Source organism: Streptomyces sp. A1277 (genome assembly GCF_004795015.1).
Taxonomy (GTDB): domain Bacteria; phylum Actinomycetota; class Actinomycetes; order Streptomycetales; family Streptomycetaceae; genus Streptomyces.
Window position 1 is genome coordinate 1 of the sequence record NZ_SSBI01000082.1, and the last position, 16,079, is coordinate 16,079.

Annotated in this window: 14 protein-coding genes; 7 read left to right on the forward strand and 7 right to left on the reverse strand. The window is 71.8% G+C overall.

The window, feature by feature from the left end:
• The 5 genes from E6R18_RS33235 to E6R18_RS33255 all read right to left on the reverse strand — a co-directional run.
• Positions 1 to 841 (reverse strand): AfsR/SARP family transcriptional regulator (locus E6R18_RS33235; RefSeq protein ID WP_240799938.1); only part of this gene is annotated, 841 nt, incomplete at its 3' end.
• 111 nt (positions 842 to 952) lie between these two features.
• Positions 953 to 1,171 carry a DUF6458 family protein gene (locus E6R18_RS33240; RefSeq protein ID WP_136320590.1) on the reverse strand — a complete coding sequence of 73 codons (219 nt, stop codon included), beginning with the start codon at positions 1,169 to 1,171 and terminating at the stop codon, positions 953 to 955.
• Between the two features lie 112 nt (positions 1,172 to 1,283).
• Complete coding sequence (locus tag E6R18_RS33245) at positions 1,284 to 2,582, reverse strand: M18 family aminopeptidase (RefSeq protein ID WP_136320591.1); 1,299 nt, start codon at positions 2,580 to 2,582, stop codon at positions 1,284 to 1,286.
• A 135-nt stretch (positions 2,583 to 2,717) separates the two neighbouring features.
• Complete coding sequence (locus E6R18_RS33250; RefSeq protein WP_136320592.1) at positions 2,718 to 3,341, reverse strand: Uma2 family endonuclease; 624 nt, start codon at positions 3,339 to 3,341, stop codon at positions 2,718 to 2,720.
• A 106-nt stretch (positions 3,342 to 3,447) separates the two neighbouring features.
• Positions 3,448 to 5,274, reverse strand: a complete 1,827-nt coding sequence (locus E6R18_RS33255; RefSeq protein WP_136320593.1) for an acyl-CoA dehydrogenase — start codon at positions 5,272 to 5,274, stop codon at positions 3,448 to 3,450.
• Between the two features lie 148 nt (positions 5,275 to 5,422).
• On the opposite strand from E6R18_RS33255, the gene E6R18_RS33260 reads away from it, so the two are divergent.
• The 3 genes from E6R18_RS33260 to E6R18_RS33270 all read left to right on the forward strand — a co-directional run bounded on the left by E6R18_RS33260 (position 5,423) and on the right by E6R18_RS33270 (position 8,161).
• A complete protein-coding gene (locus E6R18_RS33260) occupies positions 5,423 to 5,863 on the forward strand; it encodes an SseB family protein (protein WP_136207169.1) in 441 nt (146 codons plus the stop codon).
• A gap of 178 nt (positions 5,864 to 6,041) precedes the next feature.
• The gene (locus E6R18_RS33265; RefSeq protein WP_136320594.1) at positions 6,042 to 6,998 is read left to right on the forward strand and encodes a pirin family protein; all 957 of its coding nucleotides are present in this window, start codon (positions 6,042 to 6,044) and stop codon (positions 6,996 to 6,998) included.
• 95 nt (positions 6,999 to 7,093) lie between these two features.
• Positions 7,094 to 8,161, forward strand: a complete 1,068-nt coding sequence (locus E6R18_RS33270; protein ID WP_136320595.1) for an AI-2E family transporter — start codon at positions 7,094 to 7,096, stop codon at positions 8,159 to 8,161.
• 7 nt (positions 8,162 to 8,168) lie between these two features.
• Here the strand turns inward: E6R18_RS33270 and E6R18_RS33275 are convergent, their stop codons facing one another.
• On the reverse strand, positions 8,169 to 10,268 hold the full coding sequence (locus E6R18_RS33275; RefSeq protein ID WP_136320596.1) for a SpoIIE family protein phosphatase: 2,100 nt from the start codon (positions 10,266 to 10,268) through the stop codon (positions 8,169 to 8,171).
• Positions 10,269 to 10,420: 152 nt separating this feature from the next.
• Between E6R18_RS33275 and aspS the strand changes: the two genes are divergently transcribed.
• The 4 genes from aspS to E6R18_RS33295 all read left to right on the forward strand — a co-directional run bounded on the left by aspS (position 10,421) and on the right by E6R18_RS33295 (position 15,212).
• The gene (gene aspS / locus E6R18_RS33280) at positions 10,421 to 12,202 is read left to right on the forward strand and encodes an aspartate--tRNA ligase (protein WP_136320597.1); all 1,782 of its coding nucleotides are present in this window, start codon (positions 10,421 to 10,423) and stop codon (positions 12,200 to 12,202) included.
• Positions 12,203 to 12,425: 223 nt separating this feature from the next.
• Positions 12,426 to 13,232: a L,D-transpeptidase family protein gene (locus E6R18_RS33285; protein ID WP_136320598.1), complete on the forward strand. Its 807-nt coding sequence runs from the start codon at positions 12,426 to 12,428 to the stop codon at positions 13,230 to 13,232.
• A 118-nt stretch (positions 13,233 to 13,350) separates the two neighbouring features.
• On the forward strand, positions 13,351 to 14,004 hold the full coding sequence (locus E6R18_RS33290) for a response regulator transcription factor (RefSeq protein ID WP_206307926.1): 654 nt from the start codon (positions 13,351 to 13,353) through the stop codon (positions 14,002 to 14,004).
• Complete coding sequence (locus E6R18_RS33295; RefSeq protein ID WP_136320600.1) at positions 14,001 to 15,212, forward strand: HAMP domain-containing sensor histidine kinase; 1,212 nt, start codon at positions 14,001 to 14,003, stop codon at positions 15,210 to 15,212. The genes E6R18_RS33290 and E6R18_RS33295 overlap by 4 nt, the downstream gene beginning before the upstream one ends.
• Here the strand turns inward: E6R18_RS33295 and E6R18_RS33300 are convergent.
• On the reverse strand, positions 15,146 to 16,079 hold a 934-nt coding region (locus E6R18_RS33300; protein WP_136320601.1), incomplete at its 5' end, for a VWA domain-containing protein. The two genes, E6R18_RS33295 and E6R18_RS33300, sit on opposite strands and share 67 nt — an antisense overlap.

Genomic DNA, 16,079 nt, shown 5'->3' on the forward strand with positions numbered 1-16,079 from the left:
GCCGGCCGAGGCCCCCCGGCGCCCCCGGGGCGCCTCCGCCCGGCACGTTCGGGGCGTGGGCGAGCCCGCCGAGGCCCCCGCGCGTGCCCGACGCGTCCGCCGGCTCCCCGCGCAGGATCTGCGCGTACGCGTCGGCCAGTTCGCGGCCCGGGTCGATGCCCAGCTCGTCGGCGAGCAGCCGGCGGGTGCGGTGGAACCAGTCCAGCGCCTCGGACTGGCGCCCCGAGCGGTACAGCGCCGTCATCAGGCCCGCCGCGACGGATTCCCGCATCGGATGGGCGACGGCCTCGGTCCGCAGCACCGCCGCCGCCCGGTGGTGCTCGCCGAGGACGCCGTAGGCGCGGGCCAGTTGCTCGACCGTGGAGAGCCGGGACTCCTCCAGCGCGTGCGCGGCCGCCTGGAGCGGGGCGCTCGCGTAGGTGCCGGAGAGGGCGGGACCCTGCCACAGGGACAGGGCCTCCTTGAGCATCAGCACCGTGTCGGCGGGGCTGCGCTGCTCCCGGGCCAGCATCAGCAGTTCCTCGAAGCGCTGGGAGTCCAGCAGCGTTTCCGGTGCCCGCAGCACGTACGCGTCCCCGAGTGTGGCCAGCTCGACCCCGTACGCCTGCGCGTCCGCGCCCATCAGCAGGGCGCGCAGCCGGGAGACATGGCCCTGGATGACGGTGCGGGCGTGCAGTGGCGGGGTGTCGTCCCACAGACAGTCCGTCAGGCGCGCCATGGACACCGGTGTGTTGGCGTGCAGCAGGAGGGCCGCGAGCAGGCTGCGGCGTTTGGCGGGGCCGAGGGGCAGCGGCCCGGTCAGCGTGTCGACGCAGACGGTGCCGAGCAGCCGGAACTCCACGAGCGGCTCCCCTTCCGGGTCTGACGCGCCCGGTGCCGGGTCACGGACAAGGGCCCAGAATATCGGGGACTCCGCAGTGGTGTTTCAGGGGTGTGGCCGGATCGTGCCCGGTCACAGGTGCCGTTCGTCGTCGGACACGACCGTGGTGGTGGGCGGTACGATCATGCGGCGGCGCCGTATGACGCTCGCGTAGACGAAGACGCCGATGATGCCGACGATCATCATGATCCAGCCGACCAGGTCGACGTTGACGCTGTCCATTTCCCAGTCGGTCGCGAAGGCGAGGATCGCCCCTGCGCCGATGAGGATGATGCATCCTCCGAGTCCCATGAGTTCCGCCTCCTCGACGGCCCGGAAGCTCCGGTGCCGTGTACGAAGCGCGTACCCGGCCCGGCAACGAGCATGCGCGGGCCGGGGGTTGGGAGGAGGCGCCTCCGAGGCGTCAGCCGGCCAGGAAGGCCACCAGGGCGTTCGCCAGGAGGTACGGGTCGTCGGCGCCGCACAGCTCACGCGCACTGTGCATGGACAGGATGGCGACGCCGATGTCCACGGTCCGGATGCCGTGCCGGGCCGCGGTGATCGGGCCGATCGTCGTACCGCAGGGCATCGCGTTGTTGGAGACGAACGTCTGCCAGGGCACGCCCGCCTTCTCGCAGGCCGCGGCGAACACGGAGCGGCCGCTGCCGTCGGTGGCGTACCGCATGTTGACGTTGACCTTGAGGATCGGTCCGCCGTTGACGACCGGGTGGTGCGTGGGGTCGTGGCGCTCGGCGTAGTTGGGGTGGATCGCGTGGCCGGTGTCGGAGGAGAGGCAGACCGTGCCGGCGAAGGCGCGGGCGCGGTCCTCGTAACCGCCGCCGCGGGCGAAGACCGAGCGCTCCAGGACCGTGCCGAGCATCGGCCCGTCCGCGCCGGTGTCGGACTGCGAGCCGTTCTCCTCGTGGTCGAAGGCGGCCATGACCGGGATGTACGGCAGCTCGGCGTCGGGCTGCCCGGCGACGGCGGCGAGCGCGGCGGTCGCCGCGTGCACCGAGAGCAGGTTGTCCATGCGGGGTCCGGCCACGAGCTCGCGGTCGCGGCCCAGGTAGGACGGCGGCTCGACGGGGTGCGGCATCAGGTCCCAGCCGGTGATGTCCTCGGCGTCGACGCCCGCCTCCTCGGCGACGAACCGGATGAGGTCGCCCTCCTCGACGTCCCCGAGCCCCCAGATGGGCTGCATGTGCTTCTGCCGGTCCAGCTTGAGCCCGTCGGAGTTGGCCGACCGGTCCAGGTGCACGGCGAGCTGCGGGACGCGCAGCAGCGGGCGGTCCACGGAGACCAGCCGGTCGGTGCCGTCACGCAGGGAGATCCGGCCGGCGAGGCCGAGGTCGCGATCCAGCCAGGTGTTGAGCAGGGTGCCGCCGTAGACCTCCACGGCGATCTGCCGCCAGCCGTACGCGCCGGTGTCGGGCAGCGGCTTGACGCGGAGGTTGGGCGAGTCGGTGTGCGCGCCGACGATCCGGAACGGGGTGTGCGCCCCGGCGCCCTCAGGCACGTACCAGGCGACGATCGCGCCGCCGCGCAGGACGTACTTGCCGCCCGCGGTCCCGTCCCAGGCCGCGGTCTCCTCCACCTGCCGGAACCCGGCCTTCTCCAGCCGCGCGGCCGCGGCTGCCACGGCGTGGTACGGGGAGGGGGCGGCCATCAGGAAGGCCATCAGATCGTCGGTGTGGCCGCGGTCGAAGCGGGGGGAGGAACTCATGTTCTTCACTGTAGCCAGGCTTGGCCGAAAGGATTCACCGTCGCCCCCGGGCTCCTGCGGCCATTGTCCGGTGAGCCTGGAATTCCCGGGCCGACGGTGTCGGTCAGCTCATCGACGCGGTCGGTTTTTCGCCACTCACAGCCGGTCGATGGCCGTCAGATCGATGTCGATGTCGTACGGCACGGAGAGCTTGAGCCGGTCGTGGTGGACGCCGGTGGAGACGTACGCCTTGGTCACCGCGTCGTACTCGTAGGTCCACACCACGGGCCGGTCGTGCTCGCGGCTCATCTCGACCCGCCAGAAGTGCGGGATGCCCGCCGCCGCGTACTTGAGCGGCTTGGTGTCGCGGTCGCGTTCCTCGGAGTCGGGCGAGACGACTTCGACGGCGAGCAGGACGTCGGCGGCCCGGTAGCGGGTCTGGCGCTGGTCCCCGTCGGCCTCGGCCGTCACCACGACCAGGTCGGGTTCCGGCGCGTTGCGCTTGCCGAGCAGCACCGCCATCTCGCGGCGCACCCGCAGGTCGTCCGGAACGTGGCTCCGCAGGCCCTGCTCCAGCAGGTACATGGCCAGCGTGTGGAATTTCCGCTGCGGACTCACGAAAACCAGGCTCCCGTCGATCAGCTCAGTGTGCGGCGGGAGGTCGAGCGTGAAGAGTTCGTCCACGGTGTAGCCGTCCTGCGGCGGGACCGGCCACCTGGAACCGTCCGGCTGGCGGTGCGGCGAGTCGGGCAGTGCCTCGGCAGTCATGGTTCCTCCCATGGACGGGATTCTCGGACCTTTACTCAGCGTACCCAGCCCGTACGACAGCGCCGCCACCCGAAAGCGTGTCCGGTGGCGGCGCTGTTGGCGAGCGTGCTGCGGCGTCCTAGAACGCGGCCTCGTCCAGGTCCATCAGGGAGTTGTCGACGGACTCGGCGAGGGCGCGCTCGGCGCCGACGCCCGGGAGGATGTTCGCGGCGAAGAACTTCGCGGCGGCGATCTTGCCCCGGTAGAAGGCGGCGTCCTTCGCGGAGGCGGCCGGCAGCTTCTCGGCGGCCACGGCCGCGCCCTTGAGCAGCAGGTAGCCGACGACGACGTCGCCGGAGGCCAGCAGCAGGCGGGTGGTGTTCAGGCCCACCTTGTAGATGTTCTTGACGTCCTCGCCGGTGGCGGTGAGGTCGGTGATCATCGTGCCGACGATCGCCTCCAGGTCCACCGCGGCCTTCGCGAGGCTGTCCAGCGCACCGGCCAGCTCCTCGTTGTCCTGGGCGCCCGCGAGGAACTTCTTGATCTCCTCGGAGAGCGCGTTGAGCGAGGCGCCCTGGTCGCGCACGATCTTCCGGAAGAAGAAGTCCTGGCCCTGGATGGCCGTCGTGCCCTCGTACAGCGTGTCGATCTTGGCGTCACGGATGTACTGCTCGACCGGGTACTCCTGGAGGTACCCGGAGCCGCCGAACGTCTGGAGCGACTGCGCCAGCTGCTCGTACGACTTCTCGGAGCCGTAGCCCTTCACGATCGGGAGGAGCAGGTCGTTGAGGCCGTGCAGCGCCTTCGCGTCCTCGCCCGCGGCCTCCTTCTCCTGGATCGCGTCCTGGACGGAGGCGGTGTAGAGGACGAGGGCGCGCATGCCCTCGGCGTACGCCTTCTGCGTCATGAGCGAGCGGCGCACGTCGGGGTGGTGCGTGATGGTGACCTTGGGCGCCGTCTTGTTCATGAACTGCGACAGGTCGGTGCCCTGGACGCGCTCCTTGGCGTACTCCAGCGCGTTGAGGTAGCCCGTGGAGAGCGTGGCGATGGCCTTCGTGCCGACCATCATGCGGGCGAACTCGATGATGCGGAACATCTGGCGGATGCCGTCGTGCTTGTCGCCGATGAGCCAGCCCTTGGCGGGGTGGCGGTCGCCGAACGTCATCTCGCAGGTGTTGGACGCCTTGAGGCCCATCTTGTGCTCGACGTTCGTCGCGTAGACGCCGTTGCGCTCGCCCAGCTCGCCGGTGGTCCAGTCGAAGTGGTACTTCGGGACCAGGAAGAGGGAGAGGCCCTTGGTGCCCGGGCCGGCGCCCTCGGGGCGCGCCAGCACGTAGTGGAGGATGTTCTCGGACATGTCGTGCTCGCCCGAGGTGATGAAGCGCTTGACGCCCTCGATGTGCCAGGAGCCGTCCTCCTGCTCGACGGCCTTCGTGCGGCCCGCGCCGACGTCGGAGCCGGCGTCCGGCTCGGTCAGCACCATCGTCGAGCCCCACTGCTTCTCGACGGCGATCTCGGCGACCTTCTTCTGGGCCTCGTTGCCTTCCTCGAAGAGGATGCCGGCGAACGCCGGGCCCGAGGAGTACATCCAGACGGCCGGGTTGGAGCCGAGCAGCAGCTCCGCGTAACCCCAGATCAGGGAGCGCGGCGAGGTGGTGCCGCCGATCTCCTCGGGCAGGCCCAGGCGCCAGTACTCGGAGTCCATGAACGCCTGGTACGACTTCTTGAACGTGTCGGGGACCGGTGCGGTGCCGGTCTCCGGGTCGAAGACCGGCGGGTTGCGGTCGGCGTCGGCGTAGGAGTCGGCGAGCTCGTTCTCCGCGAGGCGGGCGACCTCGTCGAGGATGCTCTTCGCGGTCTCGACGTCCATCTCCGCGAACGGTCCGGTGCCGTACAGCTTGTCGCGCCCGAGGACCTCGAAGAGGTTGAACTCGATGTCGCGGAGATTCGACTTGTAGTGCCCCATGGGAAGGCTCCGTAATCAATAGCAGTGGCGCGCAGCGCCCCGTGGAGGGGTGGCCCGGACGTATCAGCTGACCCTTACGATGATGCTACCCGTCAGTAATAAGGCGCAACCCCCCGAGCCGCAGATGTGGCCGATTACTCTTTGCCCCATGTACGGCTACGACCAGAACCAGGGCGCGCAGCAGCCTATGGGGGGCGGCTACGGCGAGCAGCCGCTGTACCCCGAACCCTCGCCGCCCTCGCTGGGCGACGCGGTACGGGCGTTCACGACCGGCTCGCTGTCCGCCGAGGACTTCCAGCAGATCTTCGCGACGTCGAAGGTCTACTGCCCGCGCGGCGACAACCCGGGGTTCCTCGCGCTGCACAACACCCAGCAGCCCGTGATCCCGATGTTCACCACGCTCAAGGAGCTGCGGCTGTACGCGGGCAAGGAGTCCAAGTACTTCGTGATCACCGGCGCCGAGGTGATCGACCTGCTGCCCACCGGCTACGGCTTCGTCCTGGACATGGAGGGCGAGCACCGGATGGTCTTCGACGCCAAGGCCGTCGAGCAGATGGTCGACTTCGCGATGCGCCGCATGTACGGCTGATCCGCCGGACCGGGGCCTTCCGGAAGGGGCCAGTACCGCTCTCGGTACGGGCCCCTTCCGGCTGTCCGGGGCGGCCCCGGAACGGCTGGGCCTTGGAGCCCGGGAACAGTCGGAGCCTTGCAGGATGTTCACCATTCAACTAAATTGGTTCCAGAACAGTCCCCCGGAGGTGGCTTCCATGCCCGCAGTGACCGTCGAGAACCCGCTGACCCTGCCCAAGGTGGCCGCTTCCGGCGACGCCGCGGCCCGTCCCGTGCTCGCCGTGACCACGGCGCCGAGCGGGTTCGAGGGCGAGGGCTTCCCGGTCCGCCGGGCCTTCGCGGGGATCGACTACAAGTACCTCGACCCGTTCATCATGATGGACCAGATGGGTGAGGTGGAGTACGAGGCAGGGGAGCCGAAGGGCACCCCCTGGCACCCGCACCGCGGCTTCGAGACCGTGACGTACCTGATCGACGGCACCTTCGTCCACCAGGACTCCAACGGGGGCGGCGGCACCATCGGCAACGGCGACACCCAGTGGATGACCGCCGGTTCCGGCCTGCTGCACATCGAGGCGCCGCCGGAGTCCCTGGTCATGTCGGGCGGCCTCTTCCACGGCCTCCAGCTCTGGGTGAACCTGCCCAGGGCCGACAAGATGATGGCCCCGCGCTACCAGGACATCCGCGGCGGCCAGGTCCAGCTGCTCGCCTCCCCGGACGGCGGCGCGCTGCTGCGGGTGATCGCCGGTGAGCTCGACGGCCACGAGGGCCCCGGCATCACCCACACCCCGATCACGATGATCCACGCCACCGTGCGCCCCGGCGCCGAGGTGACGCTCCCGTGGCGCGAGGACTTCAACGGCCTCGCGTACGTCCTCGCCGGGCGCGGCACCGCCGGGGCCGAGCGCCGGCCCGTCCACCTGGGCCAGACCGCCGTCTTCGGCGCCGGCTCCTCGCTGACCGTGCGCGCGGACGAGAAGCAGGACGGGAACACCCCCGACCTGGAGGTCGTCCTGCTCGGCGGGCGCCCCATCCGCGAACCGATGGCGCACTACGGGCCGTTCGTGATGAACAGCCAGGCCGAACTGAAGCAGGCATTCGAGGACTTCCAGGCCGGCCGCCTCGGCACCGTGCCCGCCGTCCACGGCATGTGACCGACAGCCCGTCCCCGCCGCCGTCGTGTGACGCCCCGTCACTCGTACGGCGGCGCGGGCGGGACACCGCTCCCGGGGCGTGATCGGCTGAGAGGGTGCAGACCCAGAAGCCCCTCCTACCCGACGGCGCCCGGCGGACGGCCGCCTGGTGCGGTGTCCTGCTGCTGGTCGCCGGTGTCGCCGCCGTCGCCGTCTGGCTGTGCATCGCCCTCAAGACCGCGGTCACGCCGGTGCTCCTCGCGCTGCTCGGTACGGCGCTGCTCGGCCCGGTCCACCGCCGGATGACCACCCACGGCGTGAACCGCTCGGTGGCCGCCTTCGTCACCTGCGCGCTGCTCGTCGCCGTCGTCGGCGGTGCGGGCTACATCGTCGTCTCCTCGCTCGTGGAGACCGGTGACCAGATCGTCAGGTCGCTGAAGGACGCCGGGCAGTGGGTCATCGACCACTTCGGTGCCGCGGACGGCACCAACGTGGACGACCTGGCGGCCAACGCCCGCAAGCTGATCTCGAAGTTCGGCGCGAGCGCCGCGGGCGGGCTCCTCACCGGCATCAGCCTGGTCGGCTCCCTCGTCGCCACCAGCGTCCTCGCCCTGCTGCTGACCTTCTTCTTCCTGCGCGACTCCGACCGGGCCGCGCGCCTCGCCCACACCGTCGCCCCGCGCGGCACCGGCGACATGGTCGAGGCGATGGGCCGGCGCGCCTTCGAGGCCGTCGAGGGCTTCATGCGCGGGACGACGCTCATCGCCCTGATCGACGCCGTCTGCATCACGGTCGGGCTGCTGATCCTGCGGGTGCCCGGCGCGGTGGGGCTGGGCGCGCTGGTGCTCGTCGGCGCCTACATCCCGTATCTCGGCGCGTTCATCTCCGGTGCGGTGGCGGTCCTGGTGGCGCTCGCGGACCGGGGGTTCGTGATCGCGCTGTGGGCGCTCGGTGTCGTCCTCGCCGTACAGGTGCTGGAGGGCCACATCCTGCAACCGATGATCCAGAGCCGCACGGTCCAGATGCACCCCGCGATGATCCTGATCGCACTGACGGCGGGCGCGAGCGTGGCGGGCATCCTCGGCATGCTGCTCGCGGTCCCGCTGTGCGCGGCGGTCTTCGGCATCCTGGGGGAGCTGCGCAACGGCGGCCGCCGCCCGGACGCCCCTGAGGGGCCCGTTTAGTCCCGTTTTAGTCCAGGTCCGGCAGCGACGGTTCCTCGGCCTCGTTCAGCTCGAACCAGATCGACTTGCCCGCCCCGCGCGGATCGACCCCCCAGCGGTGGGCGAGCATCTCCATCAGCACCAGGCCCCGGCCGCTGGAGGCCATCTCCCCCGGGCGCCGCTTGTGCGGCAGCTCGTCGCTGCCGTCGGACATGTCCACGCGCAGACACCGTTCCCCGGGCACCCCGATGGCCTGCGCGACCATCAGCGCGTCACCGTCCGTGTGCACCAGGACGTTCGTGGCCATCTCGGAGAGCAGCAGCACGGCCGCGTCCACCTGGTCCGGGTCCGCCCAGTCGTGCAGCAGCTCCCGCAGCTGCCGGCGGGCCACCGAGATCCGCTCCGGCTCGGCCTGGGCGATGGTCAGCGCGGTCCGTCGGGGTGCGGGCGGATGCGTGACGGGGGCCTCGCGGCGCAGCAGCAGCACCGCGACATCGTCCTCGCGCCGGTCGGCGAGCGGGCCGGTCGTGTAGTGCGAGGTGGGCCCGTGCACGGCCTGCACCAGCGCGTCCGCGAGTTTCTCCAGGTCACCGGTGTGCCGCTCCAGAATGGGCCGCAGCCGGACCCAGCCGGTGGCGAGGTCGTGGCCGCCGGTCTCGATCAGCCCGTCCGTGCAGAGCATGATCGTCTGCCCGGCCTCCAGGACGACCCGGGTCGTCGGGTAGTCCGCGTCCGCCTCGATGCCGAGCGGCAGCCCGCCCTCGGTCTGCCGGACGACGGCCGTCCCGTCGGCGGTCGCCACCACGGGGTCGGGGTGCCCGGCCCGCGCGATCTCCAGGACGCCGGTCTCCGGGTCGGCCTCCGCGTACAGGCAGGTCGCGAACCGCGCGGCCGCGCCGTCGTCCTCCAGCGGGTCGGTGAGCCCGGAGAGGAAGCGGGAGGCGCGGGAGAGCACCGCGTCGGGGCGGTGCCCTTCGGAGGCGTACGCGCGCAGGGCGATCCGCAGCTGGCCCATGAGCCCCGCCGCCCGCACGTCGTGCCCCTGGACGTCGCCGATGACGAGGGCGATGCGGCCGCTGGGGAGCGGGATCAGGTCGTACCAGTCGCCGCCGACCTGGAGGCCGCCCCCGGTCGGCACATAGCGCGCGGCCACGGTCATCCCCGGGATGTCGGGGCCGAGCGAGGGCATCATCGAGCGCTGGAGCCCGAGCGACAGCTCCCGCTCCGTGTCGGCGGCGCCGGCCCGGGCCAGTGCCTGGGCGAGCATCCGGGCCACGGTCGTCAGCACGGACCGCTCGTCCGGCGAGAACGACACCGGGTGCCGGAAGCCGGCCATCCAGGTGCCCATCGTGCGCCCGGACACGATCAGCGGCAGGAAGGCCCAGGAGCGGCGCCCGAACCGCCGGACCAGCGGCCAGGTGGCGGGGTAGCGGGTGCGGTAGTCGTCCGGGGTGGGCAGATAGATCGCCCGGCCCGTGCGGATGACCTCGGTGGCCGGGTAGTCCGTCTCCAGCGGCATGTCGGAGAACGGGCTCTCGTCACCCAGGGAGTGCCCGTGCTGGCCGACGATGGTCAGCCGCTCGCCCTCGACGCCGAAGACCGCGAGGCCGTCCGGCGAGAACCCGGGCATGGAGAGCGAGTAGGCGACCCGCAGCACCTCCGTGGTCGACCCGGCCTCGGCCAGGGCCCGGCCCGCGTCCAGCAGGAACGCCTCGCGGGAACGCCGCCAGTCGCCGGTGATGGGGGTGTGCGCCCCGGTGGTGCCCGGCTGGGGTTCGGCGACCTCCTGGAGGGTGCCGATGAGCACGTAGTCCTTGCGGTCCTCGCCGCCCGGGACCGGCTTGGAACGGCTGCGCACGGTACGCAGCACCCGGCCGCGCTCGTCCATGATCCGCAGCCGCGCCTCGGCGAGGGTGCCCTCGGCGACGGCGAGAGAGATCACCCCGAGGATCTCGTTCCAGTCGACGGGGTGGAAGCGGGAGCGAACCTCGGACTCGCGGAAGACACCGGGCGCGGAGGGCAGCTCCAGCAGGCGGGCGGCCTCCGCGTCGAGGGTGACCGTCCCGGCTCCGTTGTCCCAGCGCCACAGCCCGGTCGCGGTCGCGGCCAGCACATCCTCGGTGCGCATTGCCCCACTTTAAACCGGCATGTGCGCGGAGGGCAGCGCTGCGGACATGCGGACGATCTCGGTGCGGGCAATGACAATGAAACGCTCCGGTCGCGGGCGGTAGCCTGGGGAGGCTGATTCCTCCCCCAACCGCGAAGACTGGATGAACGACGATGCATCGGTACAGGTCCCACACCTGCGGCGAGCTCCGCGCCTCTGACGTCGGCACCGACGTCCGGCTGAGCGGCTGGCTGCACAATCGCCGAGACCTGGGCGGCATCCTCTTCATCGATCTGCGCGACCACTACGGTCTGGTGCAGCTCGTCGCCCGCCCCGGCACCCCCGGCAACGACGCCCTGGCGAAGCTCACCAAGGAGACCGTCGTCCGGATCGACGGCAAGGTCTCCGCCCGCGGCGCCGACAACGTGAACCCGGACCTGCCGACCGGCGAGATCGAGATCGAGGTCTCCGAGGTCGAGGTGCTGGGCGAGGCCGGCCCGCTGCCCTTCACGATCAACGCCGAGGACGGGGTCAACGAGGAGCGGCGCCTGGAGTACCGCTTCCTGGACCTGCGCCGCGAGCGCATGCACCGCAACATCATGCTGCGCTCCGCCGTGATCGCCTCGATCCGGTCCAAGATGGTGGCCCTCGGCTTCAACGAGATGGCGACGCCGATCCTCACCGCGACCTCCCCCGAGGGCGCCCGTGACTTCGTCGTCCCGTCCCGGCTGAACCCCGGCAAGTTCTACGCGCTGCCCCAGGCCCCGCAGCAGTTCAAGCAGCTGCTGATGATCTCCGGCTTCGACCGCTACTTCCAGATCGCGCCCTGCTTCCGCGACGAGGACGCCCGCGCCGACCGCTCGCCGGGCGAGTTCTACCAGCTCGACGTCGAGATGTCCTTCGTGGAGCAGGAAGACGTCTTCCAGCCGATCGAGAAGCTGGTGACCGAGCTCTTCGAGGAGTTCGGCAACGGCCGCCACGTCACCTCGCCGTTCCCGCGCATCCCGTTCCGCGAGTCGATGCTGAAGTACGGCAACGACAAGCCGGACCTGCGCGCCAAGCTGGAGCTGGTCGACATCTCCGACGTCTTCGCGGACTCGGGGTTCAAGGCGTTCGCCGGCAAGCACGTCCGCGCCCTCCCGGTGCCGGACACCGCGGGCCAGTCCCGCAAGTTCTTCGACGGCCTCGGCGAGTACGCCGTGGAGCACGGCGCCAAGGGCCTGGCCTGGGTCCGCGTCGGCGAGGACGGCACGCTGGCCGGCCCGATCGCCAAGTTCCTCACGGAGACCGACGTCAAGACGCTCACCGAGCGGCTCTCCCTCGTCCCGGGCCACGCCGTCTTCTTCGGCGCGGGCGAGTTCGACGAGGTCTCCAAGATCATGTCCGCCGTCCGCGTCGAGGCCGCCAAGCGGGCCGGCCACTTCGAGGAGGGCGTCTTCCGGTTCTGCTGGGTCGTCGACTTCCCGATGTACGAGAAGGACGAGGACACCGGGAAGATCGACTTCTCGCACAACCCCTTCTCGATGCCCCAGGGCGGCCTGAAGGACCTGGAGGAGAAGGACCCGCTGGACATCCTCGCCTGGCAGTACGACATCGTCTGCAACGGCATCGAGCTGTCCTCCGGCGCCATCCGGAACCACGAGCCCGAGCTCATGATCAAGGCATTCGAGATCGCCGGCTACGACCGCGAGACCGTGGAGCAGGAGTTCGCGGGCATGCTCCGCGCCTTCCGTCTCGGCGCCCCGCCGCACGGTGGCATCGCCCCGGGCGTCGACCGCATCGTGATGCTGCTGGCCGACGAGCCGAACATCCGCGAGACGATCGCCTTCCCGCTGAACGGCAACGCCCAGGACCTGATGATGGGCGCGCCGACCGTGCTGGACGAGACGCGGCTGCGCGAGCTGAACATCCAGCTCCGCAAGCCGGCCGCACCGGCGAAGGACGCGCAGAAGTAGCCTTCGCACCGCACGTCCCGCACCGCGGTTTCACGTGAAACAGCCCCCGGCCCTCATCGGCCGGGGGCTGTCTCATGGCACGGGGACACGTCCGGTTCCCTGCAAGTACACGAATCACCTGAACGGCTACGGCCGGATGGGCTCCGTAGCGGATTGGGCGGCCGCGCGGGCGGCAATGACTGGCTGGGCCGACACCGGCGCACCGACCGCTGAGGAGCCCTCCGTGCCCCCGCCCCCTTCGCACGCACCCCTGCGCCTGCCCCACGTGGCCTGCGCTCTCGCCCTCCTCGTGCTGCTCGCCGGGTGCGGGGCGGGCTCCATCGCCGGGACGGACCTGGGCGGCGCCGCCACGGAGCACGCACACGTCAACGGCGTACCGGGGCCGCCCGGCACGACGGCGTCCCCCGCCGCACCGCAGCCGTCGCCGGCGCCGGCGGAGATCCCGGGCCTCGGGCCGCAGACGCGGGCGGCGATCCCGGCCGGGGCCCGGCAGGCGTTCGTGGTCACCGGCGAGTCCCCGGACTCCGACAAGTCGACGGCCGTCCTCTACACCCGGGACGGTCCCACCGGCCCCGGCTGGCGTGCCGCGCTGCCGCCCTGGCCCGCGCACAACGCGCTGGGCGGCTGGACGGACGAGCACCGGGAGGGCGATCTGCGCTCACCCGTCGGCGTCTTCACCCTGACCGCGGCGGGCGGCCGCCTCGCGCCCCCGGAGACGGCGTTCCCGTACGACCTGAGCCCCGACTTCGCCGTGACGGGTGAGGGGTTCCAGGGGGAGCCGCTGGAGGGCTCCTTCGACTACGTCGTCGCCATCGACTACAACCGTGTCCCCGGCACCTCCCCGCTCGACCGCACCCGCCCCCTCGGCGAGGAACGCGGCGGCGGCATCTGGATCCACGTCGACCACGGTGGCCCCACGCAGGGCTGCGTCTCGGTCACCGAGGACCGGATGAAGCAGCTCCTCGGCGTGCTCGACCCGGCCCTCGAACCCGTCATCGTGATGGGGGACGCGCAGTCGCTGGGCCGCTGAGCCGCCGGCGGACGCGCGCCCGGCCCCGGGCGGAGAGCTTTGCGAAACGTCCCTTCCCGTATCAAGGACGCATCCTGGGAGGGAGTGGACACGCATGCACGAGGCAGGGGACATCACGATGCGGGTACTGGTCGCCGAGGACGAGGAAATCCTCGCGGAGCTGGTCGCCACCGGGCTGCGGCGGGCCGGCTTCGCCGTCGACACGGTGTACAGCGGTGATGCCGCCCAGGCTTACCTGGGCCTGCACGACTACGACGTCGTCGTCCTGGACCGCGACCTGCCCCGGGTGCACGGCGACGACGTGGCACGCGGACTCGTCGCCTCCGGCTCCCGCACCAGGATCCTGATGCTGACGGCCGCCGGGACCATGGAGGACCGGGTCGCCGGGCTCGACCTGGGCGCCGACGACTACCTGGGCAAGCCCTTCGAATTCCCCGAGCTGGTGTCGCGGGTACGCGCCCTGCGGCGGCGCAGCGCCCGCCCCGTACCGCCGCAGCTGGAGCGGTACGGCATCCGGCTCGACACCGTGCGGCGGGCCGCGACCCGGGACGGCCGGGACCTGGACCTGTCGCCGAAGGAGTTCACCGTCCTCCAGCTGCTGCTGGAGGCGGACGGCGGGACGGTCAGCGCCGAGGAGCTGCTGGAGCGGGCCTGGGACGCCAACGCAGATCCCTTCACCGGCGCCGTCCGCGTCTGCATGAGCAAGCTGCGCGGCAAGCTCGGCGAACCGGCCCTGATCCGCACCGTGCAGGGCGTGGGGTACGCCCTGTGAAGCGTCCGGCCCTGCTGCCGCACTCCACGATCAGGACCCGCATCGCCCTCGTCTACGGCGGCGTCTTCCTGGTCCTCGGCACCGCCCTCCTCGCCACCGTCAACCTGGCCTCCCGCGCCGGTACGGACTCGCAGGCCCGCGCCATCGCCGAGACGGCCGTCGTGGTCCAGCCCGGCTACGCGGTCAACGGGCCGCTCGTCAGCCGCCACCGGCTCGGCCCGCCGACCGTCTACGACCTCACCGACCACGTCAGCGACGCGGCCGGCCACCAGCTGCTCATCTGGTCGGCGGCCGCGCTGCTCGTGATGACGGCGTGCGCGGTGGGCGTCGGCTGGTGGACGGCCGGGCGGGTCCTGCGGCCCGTCCACGCCATGACCGCCAAGGCGCGCCGGCTCTCCGCGCACACCCTCCACGAGCGGATCGCCGCCAGCGGCCCCGACGACGAACTCAGGGAGCTCGGCGACACGCTCGACGCGCTGCTCGCCCGGCTGGAGAGGGCCTTCGACAGTCAGCGGCGGTTCATCGCCAACGCCTCGCACGAGCTGCGGACCCCGCTGGCCACCCAGCGCGCCGCGATCCAGGTCGGCCTGGACGACCCGACCCCCGACGACCTCGTACGGACCAGGCAGACCCTCCTGGACAACAACCGGCGCAGCGAACGGCTCATCGAGGGCCTGCTCGTGCTGGCGCGCAGCGAGCGCGGCCTGGAGAAGAGCGAGCGGGAGCCGGTGGACCTGGCCCAGGTGGTCGCGGAGGAGGTGTCCCGGCACCCGGGCGTACGGCTCGACGCCCGGCCCTGCCCGGTGCTCGGCAACCGGCTGCTGCTGGCCCAGCTGGTGGCGAACCTGCTGGCCAATGCGGTGACCTACAACGTGCCCGGCGGGAGCGTGGAGGTGGCGGTGGTACCGGCCGGGGGCGGGGTGCTGCTGAAGGTCCGCAACACCGGTCCGCTGGTGGACGCGGCGGACATCCCCGGCCTGTTCGAGCCGTTCCGCCGGGGTGAGGGCAGGGACCGGATGGGGCCGGGCTCGGGCCTCGGCCTGTCGATCGTGCGGTCCATCGCGATGGCCCACGACGGTACGGTCACGGCGGTGCCGGGCCCGGAGGGCGGGCTCGCCGTGACCGTACGCCTGCCGGCGGATCAGGCGCCGGTGGCCGTCTCGCGCCCGGCGACCCACGCGGGGAGCGCGGCGAGCAGCTCGCGGTAGAACGCACTGTCCGCGACCTCGCGGGGGGCGGGTCCGGCGTGGAAGAAGCCGGCGTTCGGGGCGTCCAGCTTCCGCAGGAAGTCGAAGCCCTTCGCGTCCTTGTCGCCGAACGCGACGAACTGGAAGAAGATCGGCAGCCGTGCCGCCGCGTCCAGCGCCTGGCGGGCGGCCTGGCGGACGTCCGGCGGCCCGTCCGTCTGGAAGACCACCAGCGCGGGGCCGGTCGCCCCGGACCCCTCGTAGTGCGCGACGACCTCCTCGACCGCGCGGTGGTAGTTCGTCCGGCCGAGCCGGCCGAGGCCCGCGTTCAGCTCGTCGATGCGGCCCTCGTGGCCCTCCAGCTCCACCGTGCCGGTGCCGTCGATCTCGGTCGAGAAGAACACGACCCGCACGGTGGCGCTCTCGTCCAGGTGCGCGGCGAGCGCGAGTGTGCGGTCGCCCAGGTGCTGGGCGCTGCCGTCCTTGTAGAACGGCCGCATCGAACCGGAGCGGTCCAGGACCAGGTAGACGGTGGCGCGCAGCCCGGTCAGCCCGTGCGCCTTCAACCCGGCCTGCGCCGCCTTGTACGCCCCGACGAGCTCGGGCGCCCGCGCCTTGACCTTGGCGAGGGAGAGGGCGGGCTTGCCGGCGGGGGCGGCCGGGGCGGCGGCCTGGAGGGGCGCCGGTTCCGGTTCCGGTTCCGGGTCCATGTCGATGGTGATCAGCGCGGGGGCGGGCTCGGGCTCGGCGACGGGCTCGGGTTCCTGGGCGGGCGCCTCGGCCGGGGCGGCCGCCTCGGGCTCGGCGACGGGCTCGGGTTCCTGGGCGGGCGCCTCGGCCGGGGCGGCCGCCTCGGGCTCGGCGACGGGCTGCGGGGCCACGACGGGC

Bases quoted from the DNA above. Each gene is read 5' to 3' on its own strand.
- E6R18_RS33240 (WP_136320590.1), bottom strand. From the start codon at position 1,171: ATGGGACTCGGAGGATGCATCATCCTCATCGGCGCAGGGGCGATCCTC.
- E6R18_RS33245 (WP_136320591.1), bottom strand. From the start codon at position 2,582: ATGAGTTCCTCCCCCCGCTTCGACCGCGGCCACACCGACGATCTGATG.
- E6R18_RS33250 (WP_136320592.1), bottom strand. From the start codon at position 3,341: ATGGGAGGAACCATGACTGCCGAGGCACTGCCCGACTCGCCGCACCGC.
- E6R18_RS33255 (WP_136320593.1), bottom strand. From the start codon at position 5,274: ATGGGGCACTACAAGTCGAATCTCCGCGACATCGAGTTCAACCTCTTC.
- E6R18_RS33260 (WP_136207169.1), top strand. From the start codon at position 5,423: ATGTACGGCTACGACCAGAACCAGGGCGCGCAGCAGCCTATGGGGGGC.
- E6R18_RS33265 (WP_136320594.1), top strand. From the start codon at position 6,042: ATGCCCGCAGTGACCGTCGAGAACCCGCTGACCCTGCCCAAGGTGGCC.
- E6R18_RS33275 (WP_136320596.1), bottom strand. From the start codon at position 10,268: ATGCGCACCGAGGATGTGCTGGCCGCGACCGCGACCGGGCTGTGGCGC.
- aspS (WP_136320597.1), top strand. From the start codon at position 10,421: ATGCATCGGTACAGGTCCCACACCTGCGGCGAGCTCCGCGCCTCTGAC.
- E6R18_RS33290 (WP_206307926.1), top strand. From the start codon at position 13,351: ATGCGGGTACTGGTCGCCGAGGACGAGGAAATCCTCGCGGAGCTGGTC.